Source organism: Burkholderia sp. BCC0398, from assembly GCF_902833245.1.
Lineage (GTDB): Bacteria > Pseudomonadota > Gammaproteobacteria > Burkholderiales > Burkholderiaceae > Burkholderia > Burkholderia sola.
Genome location: NZ_CADFEM010000021.1, coordinates 52,168 through 71,430, shown reverse-complemented (window position 1 = coordinate 71,430; position 19,263 = coordinate 52,168). Strand labels below are relative to the sequence as shown.

Here is a 19,263-nt window from a genome sequence, read left to right as displayed (position 1 = left end):
GCCGATGACAACGCCCCCAAAGCGCGCAGTCCAGTTTCGTCTCGAACTGCAGGCAGACACAGTTGATCACCTTGTCACCGCACTTACCGATCTCGCCGCGCAGATCAGTGCTAACCGGTTGAGCGCGCATGCGATCAGCGGCGGCGCCTTCAGCAGCCACGAATGCTGGCTTACCGTCGCGGATCACCCGACGCACGCCGAATACATCGAGCAACTGGAGCAATGGCGCTACCGCATCACTGCAGATCGAGGAGGTAACGCGTGAGAACGCTTGACCTGATCGAGTGCGCGGAATTCCTGAAGATCGACCGCACGACGCTGCTCGACATCGTCCATCGGGGCGACATCCTTGGTGCCAAGATCGGCCGAGCATGGGTCTTTCTGGAGGACGACGTCGTGGCCTACCTGCGTGAACAGGTGCAGGCGCAAACGCAGAAGCGGATCGAACAGATCCGGTGCGGATCGCCAGCAACTGACGCCCGAGTCGACAAGGCAATCCGAAAGCAACTTTCGCAGACGGACCCGCGCCGGCCCGGCCGCAAAGCACGCCCCCTTCCACACCTCCCCGAAATGGACGCGCCGGCCGCAATGGCCGCGTGATCGATCCAGACCCACCCCGGCCACCCGGCCGGGGTCTCACCAAAGCCTTTCGGCGAGATCGCTCCCCCGCAGGTTTGCGTACCGCATCAAGACCTTGGGATTCGTGTGTCCCGTGATCTTCGCGATCTGAACGTCACTCAACGTCGTACGCTCGTACAGCCTCGACGTCGCCTCGTGCCGCAGGTCATGAAACACAAGATCCGAGCAACCTGCCGCGTCGAATATCCGCCCGAACTGCGCCGATAGCCGGGACGAGACGCGAGCAAGCACCTTGCGCTTGAGCGGCTGCACGCCCTCGGCCCGCATCGACGCCTCCATATCGCCAACCCACGGGAACAAGCGGCCGGAGTCGAACGTGAAACCGTTCATCTCTGGGTCGCCGCCATTCACGGCGACGATGTACCGCTCGTACGCGGCTATCGCGATCGTCGTGAGCGGCACCGAGCGCTTGCTGCCATTCTTCGTCTTCTCAAGGGACACCGTCCGCCGAGCAACATCAAACTGGTCGACCTCCAGCGTGTACATTTCCCGCATCCGCATGGCGGACTCGATGCCAAGCTCGAAAAGGAACACCAGCGCCGGCCGGTACAGGAGATCGAACGCACGCTCGCGGCCGTTTGGCTTCCCGCCGGCCATCAGTCGTCGAATCTCGGCCTGCTCCGCCTCGCTCGGCCGCCGATCCCGGTGTACGTCCTCTTTCGCGTCGACATCCTGCGCCTCGACCGCGACCCGATCTTCATCAGTGTAGGTTGCGTATCGCTTCGGGAGCAGGCGGAGAGGGTTAGTCGCCAACATCGGCGTGCCCGATCTCACCACCCAATCGAAGCAGCGAGCCAACGCACCGACGTAGTGCCGGATCGTTGACGGCGAAAGGTGGTCGTGTCGTTTCATGGCGGTCACCCACTGCTCGACCCACTGGTAATCGAGTGTCGCAAGCGACTTTGCTTTGATGGCCGCTCGTCCGAGGAGCGCATTGAGCACCTGGACGTCGGAATCAGGGACCGATACGCGGCGCAGGTACGCTCGAATGGCGTCCCCTGTTGTCGCGATCGCTTCGCGTTGCTCGACCACTTCGTCCGGCACGATGCCGGCGTCCAGCAGCTGCTCCAATCGGGCGACGTACGCGTCGCCTTCTTCCTCAGTGTCAAAGGTCAGGGAAAGTGGCTTTGGTAGCAGCTTCGCCCGTTTGATCGTGTATTCCCACGTGCCGGACGGCCGCAGTCGTTTGTTCGCCATGCCTAGATGAACTCGCCTCGATTGCCAATTAGCCGATTGACGGGTGGTTGGTGTCGGTTTTTAGTTGGTTACAGGCGACTTTTTACCACTCTAGGCCACTCTATTACAAGAATGAAAGCGCCGCAGAAAAAAGAAAAGCCCTGACGAATCAGGGCTTTATCTCGTTCTACTTGGAGGCGCGAGCCGGAGTCGAACCGGCCTAAACGGCTTTGCAGGCCGCTGCATAACCGCTTTGCTATCGCGCCAAAAGCGGACTGTCCGGATGCCGTGAGGCAAGCGACAGATTTTTATTCGAGGACCGGAAGTCCATCAAATAAAAAGGGAAGCGTGGCTTCCCCATTACTGGAGCGGGAGACGAGTCTCGAACTCGCGACCTCAACCTTGGCAAGGTTGCGCTCTACCAACTGAGCTACTCCCGCATTGTCCTGCACCTGCAGCGCTTCGCCGACCAACACGCTGCCAGAAAAATCTGGAGCGGGAGACGAGTCTCGAACTCGCGACCTCAACCTTGGCAAGGTTGCGCTCTACCAACTGAGCTACTCCCGCATGTGTCCTGCATCTGCAGCGCTTTGCCAACCAACACGCTGCCAGAAAAAATCTGGAGCGGGAGACGAGTCTCGAACTCGCGACCTCAACCTTGGCAAGGTTGCGCTCTACCAACTGAGCTACTCCCGCGTATTGCTGCGCTACTGCTTCCCCGTCACACACTTAATTCGTCGTGCAGCGGAGAAGCGAGATTATGTCGAAGGCACATTCGTGTGTCAAGGGCTTTTCCAGCCCTTTTTACAAAAACCGCTGCCGAACCGGCGCAGCAGGTCACGCGCCGCCGCGCTCGCGAATCTGCGGCCATGCGAGCTTCATGTAGTACAGCATCGACCAGATGGTCAGCACCGCGGCCAGGTACATCAGCCACTCGCCCCACACGCGCGTATCGATCGTCACAATGCCGAGCGGCAGCGGCCCGTAGAACAGCAGCATCGGAATCGCGACCATCTGGCACGCGGTCTTGAACTTGCCGAGCTGGTTCACCGCGACGCTCTTCGACGCGCCGATCTGCGCCATCCATTCGCGCAGCGCCGAAATCGCGATCTCGCGACCGACGATCACAAGCGCGATCGCCGCGTCGACCCGCGAAATCTGCACGAGGATCAGCAGCGCGGCCGTGACCATCAGCTTGTCCGCCACCGGGTCGAGAAACGCGCCGAACGACGACGTCTGGTTCCACTTGCGCGCGAGGAAGCCGTCGAACCAGTCGGTCAGCGCGGCGAGGATGAAGATCGCCGCCGCCGCGAGATTGCGGTGCGCGCCGCCCATCACCGTGTCCGGCAGATAGAACACGCCGACGACGAGCGGAATCAGCACGATCCGTACCCACGTCAGGAAAATCGGGAAATTGAACGGCATGGCATGCGGGACAGTAAAGGATTCGCAATTGTGCCGTGTCGACCGGCCTGCCACAAGAACGCTGGCAACGCCGCCGGCCGCACGGCCGCGTCAGTGAAGCTGCTTGTAGATCTGCTCGGCGAGCGCGTGCGAAATGCCTTCGACGCTCGCCAGTTCCTCGACACTCGCGGCCACCACGCCGCGCAACCCGCCGAAGCGCGCGAGCAGCCGCTGCCGGCGCTTCGCGCCGACGCCTTCGAGCTCCTCGAGCCGCGACGTCTGGCGCGCCTTCGCCCGCTTCGCCCGCATGCCGGTGATCGCGAAGCGGTGCGCCTCGTCGCGGATCTGCGCGACGAGCATCAGCGCGGCGCTCTCCTTGCCGAGTTCGAGCGGCGCGCGGCCGTCCGCGAACACGAGCGTCTCGAGGCCGACCTTGCGCCCCTCGCCTTTCGCGACGCCGACCAGCATCGACGTGTCGAGGCCGAGCTCGGTGAACACCTGCCGCGCGATCTCGACCTGACCCTTGCCACCGTCGATCAGCACGATGTTCGGCAGCAGGCTCGACGCTTCGGCCTCGCGCGTCGATTCGCCGTCGATGCCGGCCGCTTCGTCGGCGGCCGCCGCCTGCGCGGCCTGCTCGACCATCTTCTCGTAGCGGCGCGTGAGCACCTGCCGCATCGCCGCGTAATCGTCGCCCGGCGTGATGCCCGTGATGTTGTAGCGGCGGTATTCGCTCGACTGCATCTTGTGATGGTGATAGACGACGCACGACGCCTGCGTCGCCTCGCCCATCGTATGGCTGATGTCGAAGCATTCGATCCGCAGCGTCGCCAGATCGTCGCTGTCGTAGCTGAGCGTGTCCGCCAGCGCGCGTGTGCGCGCCTGTTGCGAGCCCTGCTCGGACAGCAGCCGCGCGAGCGCGAGCCGCGCGTTCTGCTCGGCCATCGACAGCCACGCGCGCCGCTGTCCCTGCGGCTGCCGCACCAGCGACACCTTGTAGCCGGCCTGCTCGGACAGCAGCTCCAGCAGGTCGCGGCTCGCCGGCGCATGGCTGACGACGAGCACGGGCGGCACGCGGTTGCCGAGATAGTGTTGCGCGATGAACGCATCGAGCACCTCGGCCTCGACCGACGCTGCGGCCGCGCCGCGCGCGCCGCCGGCCTCTTCCGCAGCCTGATCGGGCACCGCATCGACCGTCGAGCCGACCGTCGCACCGACCGCCTCCACCGGTTCGGCCTCTTCGCCGAGACCGCCCTCGGCGAGCGTCAGTGCGCTTTCGACATGCGTCGGGAAATACGCCTTGTCGCCGAGGTGCCGGCCGCCGCGCACCATCGCGAGGTTCACGCACACGCGTCCGCCCAGCGCGACGACGGCCAGGATGTCGACGTCGCTGTCGCTGCCGACCTCGATCGCCTGCTGGTGCAGCACCGTCGCGAGCGAGCTCATCTGGTTGCGCACGGCCGCCGCCTGCTCGAATTTCAGCTCGGCCGCGAACGCGTGCATCTTCTGCTCGAGTTCCTTCATCACTTCGGACTGCCGGCCGAGCAGGAACCGCGCGGCGTTCGACACGTCGACCGCGTAATCCTCGCCGGAGATTGCGCCGACGCACGGCGCCGTGCAACGCCCGATCTGATGCAGCAGGCACGGCCGCGTGCGGTTGTTGAAGACGGAATCCTCGCAGGTGCGCAACTGGAACACGCGCTGCAGGATCTGGATGCTCTCGCGCACGGCCCATGCGCTCGGGAACGGCCCGAAGTACTGGTTCTGCTTGTCGACCGAGCCGCGGTAGTACGCCATCCGCGGAAAACGGTGCGCGGTGAGCTTCAGGTACGGATACGACTTGTCGTCGCGAAACAGGATGTTGTAACGCGGCGCGAGCGCCTTGATCAGGTTGTTCTCGAGCAGCAGCGCTTCGGCTTCCGAGCGCGTGACCGTCGTTTCGATGCGCGCGATGCGCGTGACCATCATCGCGATGCGCGGCGACAGTTGCGTCTTCGTGAAATAGCTCGACACGCGCTTTTTCAGGTCGCGCGCCTTGCCGACGTAGAGCACGGCGCCCGCCGTGTCGTAATAGCGATAGACGCCCGGCATGTGCGGCAACTGCGCAAGGATCTTCTTCGGTTCGAACGGAGTATCGGAGGCTTCTGGGGATGTCATGCGTGATCCGGGCGCCTTGTAACGCGGAACGGGTCTATTAGAATCGCCAGTTTAGAGCATTCACCCGCCCGCTTCGATGCCACACCCCGCCGCTGCCCCCCTCTCCGCCGTCCCGCTCGCGCCGGGCGAACCGATCGCCTGCGACCTCTTCTGCACGGTGATCGACAATTTCGGCGACATCGGCGTGTGCTGGCGCGTCGCGCGCCAGCTCGCGCACGAGCACGGCTGGCAGGTTCGGCTGTTCGTCGACGACCTGCACACGTTCGCGCGCCTGCTGCCCGAAGTCGATCCCGACGCGGGGCGGCAAACGGTCGATGCGATCGTGATCGAGCACTGGCACGCGGAAGTCGGCGACGCGCTGGACATCGCCGATGTCGTGATCGAGGCGTTCGCGTGCGAACTGCCCGGCCCGTATCTCGCGGCGATGGCGCGGCGCGCGCGGCGCCCCGTGTGGATCAACCTCGAGTACCTGAGCGCCGAGGACTGGGTCGCCGATTTCCATTTGCGGCCGTCGCCGCATCCGCGCTACCCGCTGCTGAAGACGTTCTTCTTCCCGGGCCTGTCGGCCGGGACCGGCGGCGTGCCGAAGGAGCGCGACCTCGACACGCGCCGCGCGGCCTTCGACGCCGATCCGTCAGCGCGCGCCGCGTGGTGGCAGCGCGCGACCGGCGGCCCGCCGCCGGCGCCCGGCACGACGGTCGTCAGCCTGTTCGCCTACGAGAACCCGGCCGTCGACGCACTGCTCGCGCAGTGGCGCGACGGTCCGTCGCCGGTCGTTGCGCTCGTGCCGGTCGGGCGGCTGTCGCCCGCCGTCGCGCGGTTTTTCGGGGTCGAAGCGTTCGAGGCGGGCGCCCACGTGCACAGCGGCAACCTGACCGCCCATGGCCTCGCGTTCGTGCCGCAGGCCGACTACGACCCGCTGCTGTGGGTCGCCGATCTCAATTTCGTGCGCGGCGAGGATTCGTTCGTGCGCGCGCAATGGGCGCGCAAGCCGTTCGTGTGGCACATCTACCCGCAGGCCGACGACGTGCACCTGCCCAAGCTCGACGCCGCGCTCGCGCACCTGTCGGCCGGCCTCGCCGATGCGCCGCGCGTGGCGCTCGAACGGTTCTGGCATGCATGGAACGGCGCCGGCACGCCCGACTGGGCCGATTTCTGGCAACATCGCGCCGCGCTGCACGCCAATGCACGCCGCTGGGCCGACGCGCTCTCGGCCGTCGGCGATCTCGCGGGAAAGCTGGCGGAATACGCAAAATCTCAGTTAAAATAAGCGGTTATCCGACGGCTGACCACGCAAGCGCTCGCGTTTGGGCGCTTGGCGCCCCCCGGAACGCCCCGCCGCTTGCGCCGTCAGCCGTTGCGCAACGCTCAGGCACCTATTTATTTGATTGGATCAGGACAGTTTTTATGAAGACCGCACAGGAACTCCGCGTAGGCAACGTCGTGCAGATCGGCAGCGAAGCATGGGTCATCGCAAAGGCGGAATACAACAAGTCGGGCCGTAACTCGGCCGTCGTCAAGATGAAGATGAAGAACCTGCTGACGAACGCAGGTCAGGAATCGGTCTACAAGGCTGACGACAAGTTCGACGTCGTCGTGCTCGACCGCAAGGAAGTGACGTACTCGTACTTCGCCGACCCGATGTACGTGTTCATGGACGCCGACTACAACCAGTACGAAGTCGAAGCCGAAATGATGGGCGAAGCGCTGAACTACCTCGAAGACGGCATGGCTTGCGAAGTCGTGTTCTACAACGAGAAGGCGATCTCGGTCGAACTGCCGACGATCCTCGTTCGCGAAATCACCTACACGGAACCGGCCGTGAAGGGCGACACGTCGTCGGGCAAGGTGCTGAAGAACGCGAAGCTGGCGACCGGCTTCGAACTGCAAGTGCCGCTGTTCTGCAACACCGGCGACAAGATCGAAATCGATACGCGCACGAACGAATACCGCAGCCGCGCGTAATCGTCGGCGATACCCGCATTGAACAAAGCGCCCTTCGGGGCGCTTTTTGTTTGTCTGGCGTCAACAGCTGCCACAACTCGGCGCCGGAAGCAGCACAAAAGCCACCGGTAAAGATATTCAATTTGTATCATCGGTAACTGTTTTATAGCGCCGGAGAAATAATGCGCGTGACGCGTTCGGTGGGGCATAAAATCAGTCTTTAATCCGACATGCGGCTGCGGTCCGCTGGCCGACAGCCCGCCTCTCTTGACTCGACTCGCGTCCACCATGCCACACGCCCTGATTGTCGAAGACGATCCCAACAGCCTGTCAGGCCTCACCGCGCTGCTCGCCGCAGACGGCTTCTCGGTCGACACGGCCACGTCGCTCGCCGAAGCGCGCACGGCGCTCGGCCGCTCGATCCCCGACGTCGTGCTCGTCGACCTGAACCTGCCGGATGGCAGCGGGTTCGACCTGCTCCAGCACCTGCCGCAGCAACAGCCGAACGGCTCGCTGCCCGTGATCGTGCTGACCGGCAACGCGACGGTCGAGAGCGCCATCGAGGGCCTGCGTCACGGCATCTGGGACTACCTGCTGAAGCCGATCAACATCCCGCGTCTGCGCAGCCTGCTCGCGCGGATTCCCCGCCCGTACGAACTGATCGACGAAGTGCAGTCGCTGCGTGCGTCGCTGCGCCATCTCGGCCGCTTCGGCGCGCTCGTCGGGCGCAGCGACGCGATGCAGCACGTGTACGACATGATCGAGCACAACGCCCGCACCGAAACGGCCGTGCTGTTCTCGGGCGAAGCCGGCACCGGCAAGAAGCTGGCCGCGCGCACGCTGCACGAACTGAGCCGGCGCCGCAAGGGGCCGTTCGTCTCGTTCGACTGCCGGATGCTCGCGCAGGCCGGCCGGCACGGCGCGTCGCTCGACAGCGTGCTGTTCGGCCATGAACGCGGCGCGTTCGACGGCGCCGAACGCCGCGAATCGGGCCTGTTCGAGCAGGCCGGCGGCGGCACGCTGTTCCTCGACGAAATCACCGCATTGCCGCTCGTGCTCCAGGAAGCGCTGCTGCACGCGCTCGATTCGCAGAACTTCATGCGGATCGGCGGCACGAGTTCGATCACCAGCGATTTCCGGCTGATCGCGGCCACGCGCCGTCCGGCGCGCGAAGCGGTGGCGAACGGCACGCTGCGCGAGGATCTGTGGCTGCGTCTCGACGCGGCGTCGATCACGATGCCGCCGCTGCGCGAGCGCGACGGCGATGCGCTCGCGATCGCGGACGCGCAGATCGACGAACTGAACCGCGAAGCGCGCGCGACCGGCCGCAGCACGACCGACAAGCGCGCGGCGCCAGGCTTCGTGCGCGATTGTCTGTCGTACGAATGGCCGGGCAACGTGCGCGAACTGCAGGAACGCGTGCGTTTCGCGTACGACGCATCGGGCGACTTCATCGAGACGCTGCGTGCCGGCGAGGCCAGCTTCTCCGCCGGCGCCGCGCTGAACGGCAGCAGCGTGCAGATCAAGGTCGGCACGCCGCTGTCGGACGTCGAGGATCTGCTGATCCGCGCGACGCTCGACGCGGTCGGCGGGACGCGCCACCGTGCGGCGACGCTGCTCGGCATCAGCCCGAAGACGCTGTACAACAAGTTGCAGCGGATGAAGGTGAACTGAGCGGCGGGCGCCTGAATACGGGCGCTGGTCGGATCTGACCGTTAGTTGCGTTCAAATTCATTCCGGCGACCGGAACGGCGCTGCGCGCCATCCCTGTCCGCTTACGCCAGCGCGCTCTTCAGCAGCGCCTGCGCCCGCAGATACTCGGGCTGCGCGATCAGCTTGTCCCATTTCAGCGCCTTGCCGTGCGCGCGCATCCGCTTGATGCGCCGCACCGATTCGGCCGAAGCCCGCGCCTTCAATCCGTTCAGCACGACTTCGGCCGCGTCCGGCTGGTTACACACGAGCACCATGTCGCAACCGGCGGCGAGCGCGGCGTCGGCCGCCTGCGTGAGCGTGCCGCCTTCGCGGGCAGCCTCCATCGACAGGTCGTCGCTGAAGATCGCGCCCGTGAAGCCGAGCTTGCCGCGCAGGATGTCCTGCAACCACACGCGCGAGAATCCGGCCGGCCGCTTGTCGACCTGCGTGTAGATCACGTGCGCCGGAATCACCGCGGCAAGCGACAACCCGAGCCAGTCGTACGGCGCGACGTCCTGTTCGATGATCGCATCGAGCGGGCGGTCGTCGGTCGGCAGCGCGACGTGCGAATCGGCCTCCGCGAAACCGTGCCCGGGAAAATGCTTGCCGCAGTTCGCCATGCCGGCGAGCGACAGCCCGTGGTTCAGGCTCTTCGCGAGTAGCGTGACGACGCGCGGATCGCGATGGAACGCACGATCGCCGATCACCTTCGAGTGCCCGTAGTCGAGGTCGAGCACGGGCGTGAAGCTCATGTCGATCCCGCACGCGCGCAATTCGGCAGCGAGGATGTAGCCAACGGCGGTCGCGACCTTCGTCGCGAGCAGCACGTCGCGATCCCACAGTTCGCCGAGGCGGCGCATCGCGGGCAGCACCGTGAAGCCGTCGGTGCGGAACCGCTGCACGCGCCCGCCCTCGTGATCGACGGCGATCAGGATGTCTTCGCGCACCGCGCGGATCGCGTCGGTCAGCGCGGTCAGTTGCGCACGATTCTGGAAGTGCCGCGCGAACAGGATCACGCCGCCGGTATTCGGATGCGCGAGGCGCCGCGCATCGTCGCGCGACAGGCTCGTGCCGACGACGTCGAGCATGACCGGGCCGGGAGTCGTTTTCATCAGATCGGGAATTCCGTCAGGAGGAGGTTCGGGAAACAGGTGCAGGGGCACGCGCGGCGGCCGTTTCAGCGTCCGTCTCGGCGACCACGAACGACACCGCGTAGTCGCGTTCGTCGCTGACCGTCACGCGCGCCGTGATGCCGCGCGCGGCCAGCCAGTCGGCCAGCTCGCCCGACGCGACCACGTACGGCTCGCCGCTCGGGTGGTTGAGCGTCTGCAGCGCGCGCCACGTCATCGGCCAGTGCATGCCGAGCCCGATCGCCTTCGAGAACGCTTCCTTCGCGGAGAAGCGCGTCGCGAGAAACGCGATGCCGCGCGCCTCGGAGCGTGCGCGCCGCGCGTGGAACACGCGCAGTTCGTCGGGGCCGAGCACCTTCTCGGCAAACCGGCCGCCCGTGCGTTCGAGCACGGCCGCGACGCGGCTCACCTGCGCGATGTCGGTACCGATGCCGTAGATCGCCATGTCAGTCTCCGCCGGAGTGGCCCGGCGAGCCCGGGTCAGGCGCGTCGCACACGGCGTGCGGGGCGCGGCAGCCTCGCATCGTCACCGTGCGCCGCCGTGCAGCGCGGCGACGCGTGCGGCGACCATGATCGCCTTCATCTCGCGCACCGCGTTGTCCCAGCCCGCGAAGATCGCGTGCGCGACGATCGCGTGGCCGATGTTCAGTTCGACGATGCCGTCGATCGCGGCGATCTGCTGCACGTTCGTGTAGTGCAACCCGTGGCCCGCATTGACCTTCAGGCCCAGCCGCGCGCCGGCCTGCACGCCCGCGACGATACGCTCGTATTCGCGCTGCTGCTCCGCTTCGTCGTGCGCTTCGGCGTAGCGGCCCGTATGCAGCTCGATCACCGGCGCGCCGGCTTCGTGCGCGGCGCGGATCTGCGTGTCGTCCGGGTCGATGAACAGCGACACGCGCACGCCCACGTCGGCGAGCTGCTTGCACGCCGCGCGCACGGCCTCGAAGTGGCCGGCCACGTCGAGACCGCCTTCGGTCGTCAGTTCCGCGCGCTTCTCCGGCACGAGGCACGCGTCGTGCGGACGCACTTCGCACGCGATGTCGAGCATCTCGGCCGTCACCGCGCATTCGAGATTCATGCGCGTCTTCAGCAGCGGGCGCAGTTCGCGCACGTCGGCGTCGACGATGTGACGACGATCCTCGCGCAAATGCAGCGTGATCGCATCCGCACCGGCCTCTTCGGCGGCGAGCGCCGCGCGGATCGGATCGGGATAGCGTGTGCCGCGCGCATTGCGCAGCGTCGCGACGTGGTCGATGTTCACGCCGAGGTCGATGGCGGTGGGCGTGGTCAGGAAGAAGCTCATAGGTTTTGCAGGTCGATCAGGATCTGACGCGTGGCGAGCGGCGTGCCGCCGAGATAGGTGTTCAGCAGGAAGCGCATCAGCGTCTTGCTCTGCGCGACCGTCTGGGCTCGATGGTAATCGTCCTGCTCCATGTCGAGCAACGTCTGCCCGGTGATGACCGGCCAGTGCGACGGCACGTCGTCGTCCGCATTGCGCACGCCGCGCTCCGGATCGAACACGTAGCGGCGCTCGGGTTCGACCGCGCGACGCGCGACCGTGCGGTTCAGCGCCATCGCATAGCCGGTCTCGCGCAGCAGCACGCGCTCGAACGAGCGCAGCACCTGCACGGCGGGCTCGCCGTGCGCGAGACGCGTGAGCGTCAGCACGTAATGATTGAACAGCGGCGGCTGCGGATCCTCGCGCGCGCAGAATTTCACGAGCAACTCGTTCGCGTAGAAACCGCACAACAGCCCGTCGCCGCCGAGCGGCAGCATCCCGCCGACCCACTCGGCGCCCGTCAGCGTGCGCACCTCGGATTTGCCGGACCACGACAGCAGCAGCGGCTGGAAGGTCTGCAATACGCCGCGCAACGCGGAGTGCGGGCGCTTCGCGCCCTTCGCGACGAGCGCGAGCCGGCCGTGGTCGCGCGTCAGCACGTCGACGATCAGGCTCGTTTCCCGATACGGGTAGCTGTGCAGCACGAACGCCGGCTGCTCGGCGACGCGGAAATCGGACGTGCGAGACGTCGCGCGCCGCGCCTTGCGCGGCGGTTCGGGCGGTGCCGGCAGCGGCGCGTCGTTCGCGCCGGCCGTCACCGCGTCTTCGGTCGACGTCAGCGCGTCATTCGTACCCATAGGCACGCAGCCCCGCCTCGTTGTCGGCCCATCCGCTCTTCACCTTCACGAAGGTCTCGAGGTACACGGGGCCGTCGAACAGCTTCTCCATGTCCATCCGCGCCTCGGTGCTGATCTGCTTGAGCTTCTCGCCCTTCTTGCCGATCACCATCGCCTTGTGCGAATCGCGCTCGACGAGGATCGTCGCGAAGATGCGCTTCAGGCGGCCCTCCTCCTCGAACTTGTCGATCAGCACGGTGCTCGTGTACGGCAGCTCGTCGCCGGTCCAGCGGAATACCTTCTCGCGCAGGATTTCGGCCGCGAGAAAGCGCGAGCTGCGGTCGGTCAGCTCGTCCTCGCCGTAGATCGGCTCGCCTTCCGGCAGGTACGGCTTGATCGTGTCCAGCAGGCGCTTGATGTCTTCCGGCTTCTGCGCGGACAGCGGCACGAGCTCGGTGAACTCGCGCAACCCGCTCACCTTCTGCATGAACGGGAACAGCGTGGCCTTGTCGTTCACGCGGTCGATCTTGTTCGCGATCAGCAGCGTCGGCATGCCGGGCGGGATCAGGTCGAGCACCTTCTGGTCGTCGGGCCCGAAGCGGCCGGCCTCGATCACGAACAGGATCACGTCGACCGACGTCAGCGTCGACGTGACCGCGCGGTTCAGCGAACGGTTCAGCGCGGTGCTGTGACGGGTCTGGAAGCCGGGCGTGTCGACGAACACGAATTGCGCGTCGTCGAACGTGTTGATGCCGGTGATGCGGTGACGGGTCGTCTGCGCCTTGCGCGACGTGATGCTGATCTTCTGGCCGACGAGTGCGTTCATCAACGTCGACTTGCCGACGTTCGGGCGGCCCACGATCGCGATCATGCCGCAACGGAAACCGGTAGGAGCGGGAGTGTTCATATCGTTTGGGAGACAGGTTCGGAAACGGCCGCGCGGCGCGCGGCACGATCGATGGGCAATTCAGTGGTCGGCATCGGCCACGCGCGCCTGCGCGGCAGCCAGGCTCGCGCCGCCGGGCGGCGTGTCGGCGTCGGGCGCCGCGGCATCGCGTGCGCGCGCCGGCGCGCGCGCGGCGGAATCGGCGCCCGCCGCAGGCTTGTCGGCCGACGACGATGCCGGATCGGCCGCATGGCCGGCCGGTTTGTCGGCTGCGCGCGGCGCGGCCTCGGCGGGCTTTTCCGCGGCCTTGTCGGCCCGCTCGGCCGGTTTGTCGGCCACCTTGTCGGTCGCCGGCTTCGCCGCCCGTTCGCCCTTGTCCGTTGCCGGCTCGACATGCGCCGCGCGAATCGCGGCCATCGGCGCGACGGCCGGCTCGACGCCCGCAGCCGCAGTAGCAGCCGCAACGGTTGCCGCCGGCACCGCGCCGGCCGCCCGGGCCTCGCGCGCCGCCGCACGTTCCTTCCGCTCGGGCGAGCGCAGGTCGAGCGCTTCCTGCACGCCCTTCACACCCGGCACGATCTCGGGTTCGACATGCTTGGACCCACGCGCGTTTTTCGAGCGCTTCGGCTTCGCGGCCAGCATCGGCGCGGCCGCCATCACTTCGTCGAGTGCCTTCTTCGCGGCGGCCTGCTCGGCCGCGCGCCGGCTCGCGCCGGAACCCGATACCTTCACGTCCAGCTTCGGCACCGTGCACTCGACCTCGAACTGCTGATTGTGCGCCGCACCATGCGTCGCGACGACCGTATAGGTGGGCAGCGCGATCTTGTGCCCCTGCAGGTATTCCTGCAGCAGCGTCTTCGCGTCCTTGCCGAGCGTGCGCGGATCGATGTGGTCGAGAATCGGGATATAGAGGCGCTTGATGACCCCTTGGGCGGCTTCGAAGCCGCCATCGAGGAATACGGCCCCGATGATGGCTTCGAACGCGTCCGCGAGGATCGACGGGCGGCGGAACCCGCCGCTGCGCAACTCGCCCTCGCCCAGCCGCAAGCCGTCCGAAATATTCAGGGCCTGAGCAATTTCGTACAGCGACTGCTGTTTGACGAGGTTGGCGCGTACGCGCGACAGGTCACCTTCGTCCAGCTTGCCGAACCGCTGGAACAAAAGGGCGGCCACCGCGCAATTCAGAACGGAATCGCCGAGAAACTCGAGCCGTTCGTTGTGCGTGGCACTGTGACTGCGATGGGTCAAAGCCTGGCGCAACAATTCCGCATTGCGAAATTCGTAGCGCAGCCGGCTTTCCAACTGGGATGAGGGCATGTGCAGGAGTATAACGCGGGCGCCCGGTCGGGCCGAAACGGCACGGCCGGACACGAAAAGGCGTGACGAGGCGGTGTTACCGCCGGTTCTTAAAGTCGTTCGGCACGACGCGACGCGGCCCGTGCGTCGCGTCGTGCGTGTACATCGAAGGCGGTCAGTTGAAGGAACCGATGCGCTTCAGGTCGCCGAAGTTCATCCAGATGAAGAACGCGCGGCCGACGATGTTCTGGTCCGGCACGAAACCCCAGTAGCGGCTGTCCGCGCTGTTGTCGCGGTTGTCGCCCATCATGAAGTAATGACCGGGCGGCACCTTGCAGATCACGCCGCGGCTGTTGTACGTGCAGTTGTCGCGATACGGATAGTCGTATGCGCCCATCACGAACGGCGGCACGGCCGGGTTGTTGAGGATCGCGTTCTTCTTGGTGCCGATCGTTTCCTCGAACTGCTTCGCGTAATTCTGGCGCTCGTCGTCGAAGAAATCGGGCAGCGGCGTTTCCGGCACCGGCTGGCCGTTGATCGTCAGCTGCTTGTCCTGGTACGCGACCGTGTCGCCCGGCAGGCCGATCACGCGCTTGATGTAGTCGACCGACTCGTCCTTCGGATAGCGGAACACGACGACGTCGCCGCGCGACAGCGGACTGCCCTGCGTGATCTTCGTGTTGGTGACCGGCAGGCGCAGCCCGTACTCGAACTTGTTGACGAGGATGAAGTCGCCGACGAGCAACGTCGGCACCATCGAGCCCGACGGAATCTTGAACGGCTCGACGATGAACGAACGCACGACGAACACGGCCAGGATCACCGGGAAGAAGCTTGCCGTGTACTCGAGCCACCACGGCTGGCGCAGCTTTTCGTCACGCAGCTTCGACCGCGTCTGCGTCGCGTTTTCGTCCGCGAAACGCTTGTCGATGCGCGACTGCTGGCGATCGAACTCCTCGATCGCCGAGTCGGCCGCCTTGCGACGCCGCGGCAGGAACACCAGTTTGTCCAACACCCACGCTACGCCCGTCACGACGACGAGCACAAAAAGAATCAGCGCAAAATTCATAAAAGGATCAGTCCTGTTATTTGTCTTCGACGCGCAAGATCGCGAGGAACGCCTCCTGCGGGATCTCGACCGAACCCACCTGCTTCATGCGTTTCTTACCTTCTTTCTGCTTCTCGAGCAGTTTCTTCTTCCGCGTGATGTCGCCGCCGTAGCACTTCGCGAGCACGTTCTTGCGCAGTGCCTTGATGTTCTCGCGCGCAACGATGTGCGCGCCAATCGCGGCCTGGATCGCCACGTCGTACATCTGGCGCGGAATGATCTCGCGCATCTTCGCGGCGACTTCGCGGCCGCGATATTGCGACTGCGACCGGTGCACGATGATCGACAGCGCGTCGACCTTGTCGCCGTTGATCAGCATGTCGACCTTCACGACGTCCGACGAACGGTATTCCTTGAACTCGTAATCCATCGACGCGTAGCCGCGCGACACCGACTTCAGGCGATCGAAGAAGTCGAGCACGATCTCGGCCATCGGGATCTCGTACGTGAGCTGCACCTGACGGCCGTGATACTGCATGTTGATCTGCGAGCCGCGCTTCTGCTCGCACAGCGTGATCACCGAGCCGACGTAATCCTGCGGCATGTACAGGTTCACGGTGACGATCGGCTCGCGCACTTCGGCGATGCGGCCGGGCTCCGGCATCTTCGCCGGGTTCTCGACCATGATCGTCGAGCCGTCGCTCTGCACGACCTCGTAGACGACCGTCGGCGCGGTCGTGATCAGATCCATGTCGAATTCGCGCTCGAGCCGCTCCTGCACGATTTCCATGTGCAGCAGCCCGAGGAAGCCGCAGCGGAAACCGAAGCCGAGCGCCTGCGACACTTCCGGCTCGTACTGCAGCGAGGCGTCGTTCAGCTTCAGCTTCTCGAGCGATTCGCGCAGCGCGTCGTACTGGTTCGCCTCGACCGGATACAGCCCCGCGAACACCTGCGGCTTCACTTCCTTGAAGCCCGGCAGCGGCTCGGCGGCGGGCTTGGTCGCGTGCGTGACGGTATCACCGACCTTCGCGGCCGTCAGTTCCTTGATGCCGGCGATGATGAAGCCCACCTGCCCGGCCGACAGCGACTCGAGATTGCGCGACTTCGGCGTGAACACGCCGACGTGCTCGACCGGATACTGCGCGCCGGTCGCCATCATCTTGATCTTGTCCTTCGGGCGCAGCGTGCCGTTGACGATGCGCACGAGCATCACGACGCCGACGTAGTTGTCGAACCACGAATCGATGATCAGCGCCTGCAGCGGCGCGGCCGGATCGCCCTTCGGCGGCGGCACCTTCGCGATCAGCGACTCGAGCACGTCTTCGACGCCGAGGCCCGTCTTCGCGCTGCAGCGCGTCGCGTCGGTCGCGTCGATGCCGATCACGTCCTCGATCTCCTCGATCGCGTTCTCGGGGTTCGCGGCCGGCAGGTCGATCTTGTTCAGCACCGGCACGACCTCGACGCCGAGCTCGATCGCCGTGTAGCAGTTCGCGACCGTCTGCGCCTCGACACCCTGGCTCGCGTCGACCACCAGCAGCGCGCCTTCGCACGCGGACAGCGAACGGCTGACCTCGTACGAGAAGTCGACGTGCCCCGGCGTGTCGATCAGGTTCAGGTTGTAGACCTTGCCGTCGCGTGCGCGATAGGACAACGCGGCCGTCTGCGCCTTGATCGTGATGCCGCGCTCGCGCTCGATGTCCATCGAGTCGAGCACCTGCGCTTCCATTTCACGGTCGGCGAGGCCGCCGCATACCTGGATGATGCGATCCGCGAGTGTCGACTTGCCATGGTCGATGTGCGCGATGATCGAGAAATTGCGAATATGATCCATTCAGTGCCGATCAAGCGAAAAAGGCGCGCTCGACGACTGCGGAGCACGCCTTGTGTAAGTCGGTGAAAAAACGGCTTATTTTAGCCGAAAAGGCTTACGCCGGGCGGGATTTCGGACGCCCGCCCCGCGGGAGCCGGCGGCGCGCCCGCCGGATCAAACCCCGTATGAAGCGGCACGGGCCCGCGGCAAGCCAGGCTCAACGCCGGGCCGCCAGCGCGCCGCGCACCCGGGCGTCGTCGAACCGGTGGCGGCACACTTCCGCGCCGTCCAGCAGCAGCACCGGCACGTCCTCGTCGTAACGCGCGACGAGCGCCGCATCGGTGTCGATGTCGACGTAGTCGACCGAGACGCCGAATTCGGCCGCCACCGGCGCCAGTGCGTCGCGCATGTCGTCGCACAGGTGGCACCAGCCGCGGCCGTAGAGCGTGAACATCGGCGCGTTACTTCTGGGTCGCGCGCGGCCGCACCGGCACGAACTGCGTGTTGTCGCCGCGCCGCACGAGCACCGCGACCGCCTTCTGCGGATCGAGCTGCGCAGTCACGTCGGCGAACTGCTTCGCGTTCGCGATGTCGATGTCGGCGACGCGCAGCACGATGTCGCCGCGCTGCAGGCCCGCACGGGCGGCCGGGCCGTCGACGCCATCGATCTGCACGCCGTTCTTCAGCTTCAGCGTCTTCAGTTGCTCCGCCGTCAGGTCGCTGACCGTCAGGCCGAGCGAATTGGCCTGACGCGGCTTCTGCGGCGCGTTCTTGCGCTGCTCGGCCTTCGCCGTCGACTCGGCCGGCGTCTCGGCGATCGTGATCGGCAGATCGCGTGCCTGACCCTTGCGCCACACGCTGACCGTCGCCTTCGTGCCGGGCTTCGTGTCGCCGACCATGCGCGGCAGGTCCGACGCCGCCTCGACCGGACGACCGTTGAACTTCAGGATAATGTCGCCCGGCTGGATGCCGGCCTTGTCGGCCGGGCCGCCCGGCTCGACGCTGCTGACGAGCGCGCCTTCGGCCTTCGGCAGCCCGATCGAGTCGGCCACGTCCTTCGTCACCTCGCCGATCGCCACCGCGATCCGGCCGCGCGTGACCTTGCCGGTCGCCTTCAGCTGGTCGGCCACGCGCATCGCCTCGTCGATCGGAATCGCGAACGAAATGCCCATGAAGCCGCCAGTGCGGCTGTAGATCTGCGAGTTGATGCCGATCACCTCGCCCTGCATGTTGATCAGCGGCCCGCCCGAGTTGCCGGGGTTCACGGCGACGTCGGTCTGGATGAACGGCAGGTAGTCGCCCGTGTTGCGGCTCTTCGAGCTGACGATGCCGGCCGTGACCGTGTTGTCGAGGCCGAACGGCGAACCGATCGCGACGACCCACTCGCCGACGCGCACCTTGTTCGAATCGCCGATCGCGACGACCGGCAGGTTCGACGCCTGGATCTTGACGACCGCGACGTCCGTGCGGTCGTCGACGCCGATCAGCTTCGCCTTGAATTCACGCTTGTCGGTCAGCGTCACGTAGATGGTGTCCGCATCGTCGACGACGTGCGCATTGGTCATCACGTAACCGTCGGCCGACACGATGAAGCCCGAGCCGACGCCGCGGTTCTGCTCGGTGTCGGGCCCATTGTCCGGCGCCGGCGCGTTCTTCGGGTTGCTGCCGTTGCCGCCGCCGTTGCCGGGCGCCTGCGGCAGCGGAATGCCGAAGAAGCGCCGGAAGAATTCCGACATGTCGCCGTTGTCGAAGCCGGGCGGGAGCACGCCGCGCGGGCCGGGTACCGGCACGTTCGCGGTGGTCCGGATGTTCACGACCGCGGGGCCCACCTTTTCGACGAGGTCGGCGAAATCGGGCAGGCTGGCAGCGGGAGGCGTGACAGCGACAGCGGTTTGCGGGACGAGCGGCAGGCAGGCACACAGCGCCGCCGCCGCGAGCACTTTGCGCAGCGTGAGTTTCGTCATGT

18 protein-coding genes and 4 tRNA genes are annotated in these 19,263 nt (G+C 66.0%); 5 read left to right on the top strand and 17 right to left on the bottom strand.

The genetic code is table 11. The features are described 5' to 3' along the window. Nucleotides 1–4: 4 nt before the first annotated feature. Together HWX76_RS33005 and HWX76_RS33000 are read left to right on the top strand one after the other, a co-directional pair. Nucleotides 5–265, top strand: a complete 261-nt coding sequence (locus tag HWX76_RS33005; RefSeq protein WP_176016909.1) for a hypothetical protein — start codon at nt 5–7, stop codon at nt 263–265. Next, nucleotides 262–600 (top strand): helix-turn-helix domain-containing protein, encoded by a 339-nt coding sequence (locus HWX76_RS33000; protein ID WP_176016908.1) that lies wholly within the window; start codon nt 262–264, stop codon nt 598–600. Before HWX76_RS33005 ends, HWX76_RS33000 begins: the two co-directional genes overlap by 4 nt. Nucleotides 601–636: 36 nt before the next feature. Here HWX76_RS33000 and HWX76_RS32995 read toward each other — a convergent pair whose 3' ends face one another. The 7 genes from HWX76_RS32995 to uvrC all read right to left on the bottom strand — a co-directional run bounded on the left by HWX76_RS32995 (nt 637) and on the right by uvrC (nt 5,376). Continuing rightward, entirely contained in the window at nt 637–1,836 is a 1,200-nt protein-coding gene (locus HWX76_RS32995) for a site-specific integrase (RefSeq protein WP_176016907.1), read from the bottom strand. Nucleotides 1,837–2,007: 171 nt separating this feature from the next. Next, nucleotides 2,008–2,081, bottom strand: a tRNA-Cys gene (locus HWX76_RS32990). Nucleotides 2,082–2,179: 98 nt separating this feature from the next. Next, nucleotides 2,180–2,255: transfer RNA gene (locus HWX76_RS32985), tRNA-Gly, on the bottom strand. Nucleotides 2,256–2,306: 51 nt separating this feature from the next. Beyond that, a tRNA-Gly gene (locus HWX76_RS32980) sits at nt 2,307–2,382 on the bottom strand. Nucleotides 2,383–2,435: 53 nt separating this feature from the next. Next, nucleotides 2,436–2,511 (bottom strand) — tRNA-Gly (locus HWX76_RS32975). A 141-nt stretch (nt 2,512–2,652) separates the two neighbouring features. After that, on the bottom strand, nt 2,653–3,240 hold the full coding sequence (gene pgsA, locus HWX76_RS32970) for a CDP-diacylglycerol--glycerol-3-phosphate 3-phosphatidyltransferase (protein WP_006482193.1): 588 nt from the start codon (nt 3,238–3,240) through the stop codon (nt 2,653–2,655). A 90-nt stretch (nt 3,241–3,330) separates the two neighbouring features. Next, nucleotides 3,331–5,376 (bottom strand): excinuclease ABC subunit UvrC, encoded by a 2,046-nt coding sequence (uvrC, locus tag HWX76_RS32965; protein ID WP_124637848.1) that lies wholly within the window; start codon nt 5,374–5,376, stop codon nt 3,331–3,333. A 76-nt stretch (nt 5,377–5,452) separates the two neighbouring features. Between uvrC and earP the strand changes: the two genes are divergently transcribed. The 3 genes from earP (at nt 5,453) to HWX76_RS32950 (ending at nt 8,994) form a co-directional block, all read left to right on the top strand. Beyond that, nucleotides 5,453–6,646 (top strand): elongation factor P maturation arginine rhamnosyltransferase EarP, encoded by a 1,194-nt coding sequence (gene earP, locus HWX76_RS32960; RefSeq protein WP_124556919.1) that lies wholly within the window; start codon nt 5,453–5,455, stop codon nt 6,644–6,646. A gap of 137 nt (nt 6,647–6,783) precedes the next feature. Beyond that, the gene (efp, locus tag HWX76_RS32955; RefSeq protein WP_044844759.1) at nt 6,784–7,341 is read left to right on the top strand and encodes an elongation factor P; all 558 of its coding nucleotides are present in this window, start codon (nt 6,784–6,786) and stop codon (nt 7,339–7,341) included. A gap of 267 nt (nt 7,342–7,608) precedes the next feature. Continuing rightward, on the top strand, nt 7,609–8,994 hold the full coding sequence (locus HWX76_RS32950; RefSeq protein WP_050011458.1) for a sigma-54 dependent transcriptional regulator: 1,386 nt from the start codon (nt 7,609–7,611) through the stop codon (nt 8,992–8,994). Nucleotides 8,995–9,095: 101 nt separating this feature from the next. On the opposite strand, the gene nagZ is transcribed toward HWX76_RS32950, so the two are convergent. The 10 genes from nagZ to HWX76_RS32900 all read right to left on the bottom strand — a co-directional run bounded on the left by nagZ (nt 9,096) and on the right by HWX76_RS32900 (nt 19,261). Next, nucleotides 9,096–10,124 (bottom strand): beta-N-acetylhexosaminidase, encoded by a 1,029-nt coding sequence (nagZ, locus tag HWX76_RS32945; protein ID WP_176016906.1) that lies wholly within the window; start codon nt 10,122–10,124, stop codon nt 9,096–9,098. Nucleotides 10,125–10,140: 16 nt separating this feature from the next. After that, nucleotides 10,141–10,587: a holo-ACP synthase gene (acpS, locus tag HWX76_RS32940; RefSeq protein ID WP_124556917.1), complete on the bottom strand. Its 447-nt coding sequence runs from the start codon at nt 10,585–10,587 to the stop codon at nt 10,141–10,143. 81 nt (nt 10,588–10,668) lie between these two features. Then, the gene (gene pdxJ, locus HWX76_RS32935) at nt 10,669–11,445 is read right to left on the bottom strand and encodes a pyridoxine 5'-phosphate synthase (RefSeq protein WP_050011462.1); all 777 of its coding nucleotides are present in this window, start codon (nt 11,443–11,445) and stop codon (nt 10,669–10,671) included. Beyond that, the gene (gene recO / locus HWX76_RS32930; RefSeq protein WP_006476492.1) at nt 11,442–12,278 is read right to left on the bottom strand and encodes a DNA repair protein RecO; all 837 of its coding nucleotides are present in this window, start codon (nt 12,276–12,278) and stop codon (nt 11,442–11,444) included. The genes pdxJ and recO overlap by 4 nt, the downstream gene beginning before the upstream one ends. Further along, entirely contained in the window at nt 12,265–13,164 is a 900-nt protein-coding gene (gene era, locus HWX76_RS32925; RefSeq protein WP_050011463.1) for a GTPase Era, read from the bottom strand. Before era ends, recO begins: the two co-directional genes overlap by 14 nt. Before the next feature lie 60 nt (nt 13,165–13,224). After that, nucleotides 13,225–14,460, bottom strand: coding sequence for a ribonuclease III (gene rnc, locus HWX76_RS32920; RefSeq protein WP_124637868.1), 1,236 nt, complete (start codon nt 14,458–14,460; stop codon nt 13,225–13,227). A gap of 154 nt (nt 14,461–14,614) precedes the next feature. Continuing rightward, entirely contained in the window at nt 14,615–15,508 is an 894-nt protein-coding gene (gene lepB, locus HWX76_RS32915; RefSeq protein WP_050011465.1) for a signal peptidase I, read from the bottom strand. Nucleotides 15,509–15,524: 16 nt separating this feature from the next. Continuing rightward, the gene (lepA, locus tag HWX76_RS32910; RefSeq protein WP_069620550.1) at nt 15,525–17,318 is read right to left on the bottom strand and encodes a translation elongation factor 4; all 1,794 of its coding nucleotides are present in this window, start codon (nt 17,316–17,318) and stop codon (nt 15,525–15,527) included. 196 nt (nt 17,319–17,514) lie between these two features. Next, nucleotides 17,515–17,751 (bottom strand): glutaredoxin family protein, encoded by a 237-nt coding sequence (locus HWX76_RS32905; protein ID WP_050011469.1) that lies wholly within the window; start codon nt 17,749–17,751, stop codon nt 17,515–17,517. A gap of 7 nt (nt 17,752–17,758) precedes the next feature. Continuing rightward, nucleotides 17,759–19,261, bottom strand: coding sequence for a DegQ family serine endoprotease (locus HWX76_RS32900; RefSeq protein WP_176016905.1), 1,503 nt, complete (start codon nt 19,259–19,261; stop codon nt 17,759–17,761). Between the last annotated feature and the right edge of the window lie 2 nt (nt 19,262–19,263).

What these genes read in the sequence shown, in the direction of transcription:
- uvrC (WP_124637848.1), bottom strand. Translation starts at nt 5,376, where the DNA reads ATGACATCCCCAGAAGCCTCCGATACTCCGTTCGAACCGAAGAAGATC.
- lepA (WP_069620550.1), bottom strand. Translation starts at nt 17,318, where the DNA reads ATGGATCATATTCGCAATTTCTCGATCATCGCGCACATCGACCATGGC.
- HWX76_RS32900 (WP_176016905.1), bottom strand. Translation starts at nt 19,261, where the DNA reads ATGACGAAACTCACGCTGCGCAAAGTGCTCGCGGCGGCGGCGCTGTGT.
- pgsA (WP_006482193.1), bottom strand. Translation starts at nt 3,240, where the DNA reads ATGCCGTTCAATTTCCCGATTTTCCTGACGTGGGTACGGATCGTGCTG.
- acpS (WP_124556917.1), bottom strand. Translation starts at nt 10,587, where the DNA reads ATGGCGATCTACGGCATCGGTACCGACATCGCGCAGGTGAGCCGCGTC.
- HWX76_RS33005 (WP_176016909.1), top strand. Translation starts at nt 5, where the DNA reads ATGACAACGCCCCCAAAGCGCGCAGTCCAGTTTCGTCTCGAACTGCAG.
- HWX76_RS32905 (WP_050011469.1), bottom strand. Translation starts at nt 17,751, where the DNA reads ATGTTCACGCTCTACGGCCGCGGCTGGTGCCACCTGTGCGACGACATG.
- pdxJ (WP_050011462.1), bottom strand. Translation starts at nt 11,445, where the DNA reads ATGAGCTTCTTCCTGACCACGCCCACCGCCATCGACCTCGGCGTGAAC.
- era (WP_050011463.1), bottom strand. Translation starts at nt 13,164, where the DNA reads ATGAACACTCCCGCTCCTACCGGTTTCCGTTGCGGCATGATCGCGATC.
- HWX76_RS32995 (WP_176016907.1), bottom strand. Translation starts at nt 1,836, where the DNA reads ATGGCGAACAAACGACTGCGGCCGTCCGGCACGTGGGAATACACGATC.
- rnc (WP_124637868.1), bottom strand. Translation starts at nt 14,460, where the DNA reads ATGCCCTCATCCCAGTTGGAAAGCCGGCTGCGCTACGAATTTCGCAAT.
- efp (WP_044844759.1), top strand. Translation starts at nt 6,784, where the DNA reads ATGAAGACCGCACAGGAACTCCGCGTAGGCAACGTCGTGCAGATCGGC.
- recO (WP_006476492.1), bottom strand. Translation starts at nt 12,278, where the DNA reads ATGGGTACGAATGACGCGCTGACGTCGACCGAAGACGCGGTGACGGCC.
- lepB (WP_050011465.1), bottom strand. Translation starts at nt 15,508, where the DNA reads ATGAATTTTGCGCTGATTCTTTTTGTGCTCGTCGTCGTGACGGGCGTA.
- earP (WP_124556919.1), top strand. Translation starts at nt 5,453, where the DNA reads ATGCCACACCCCGCCGCTGCCCCCCTCTCCGCCGTCCCGCTCGCGCCG.
- HWX76_RS32950 (WP_050011458.1), top strand. Translation starts at nt 7,609, where the DNA reads ATGCCACACGCCCTGATTGTCGAAGACGATCCCAACAGCCTGTCAGGC.
- nagZ (WP_176016906.1), bottom strand. Translation starts at nt 10,124, where the DNA reads ATGAAAACGACTCCCGGCCCGGTCATGCTCGACGTCGTCGGCACGAGC.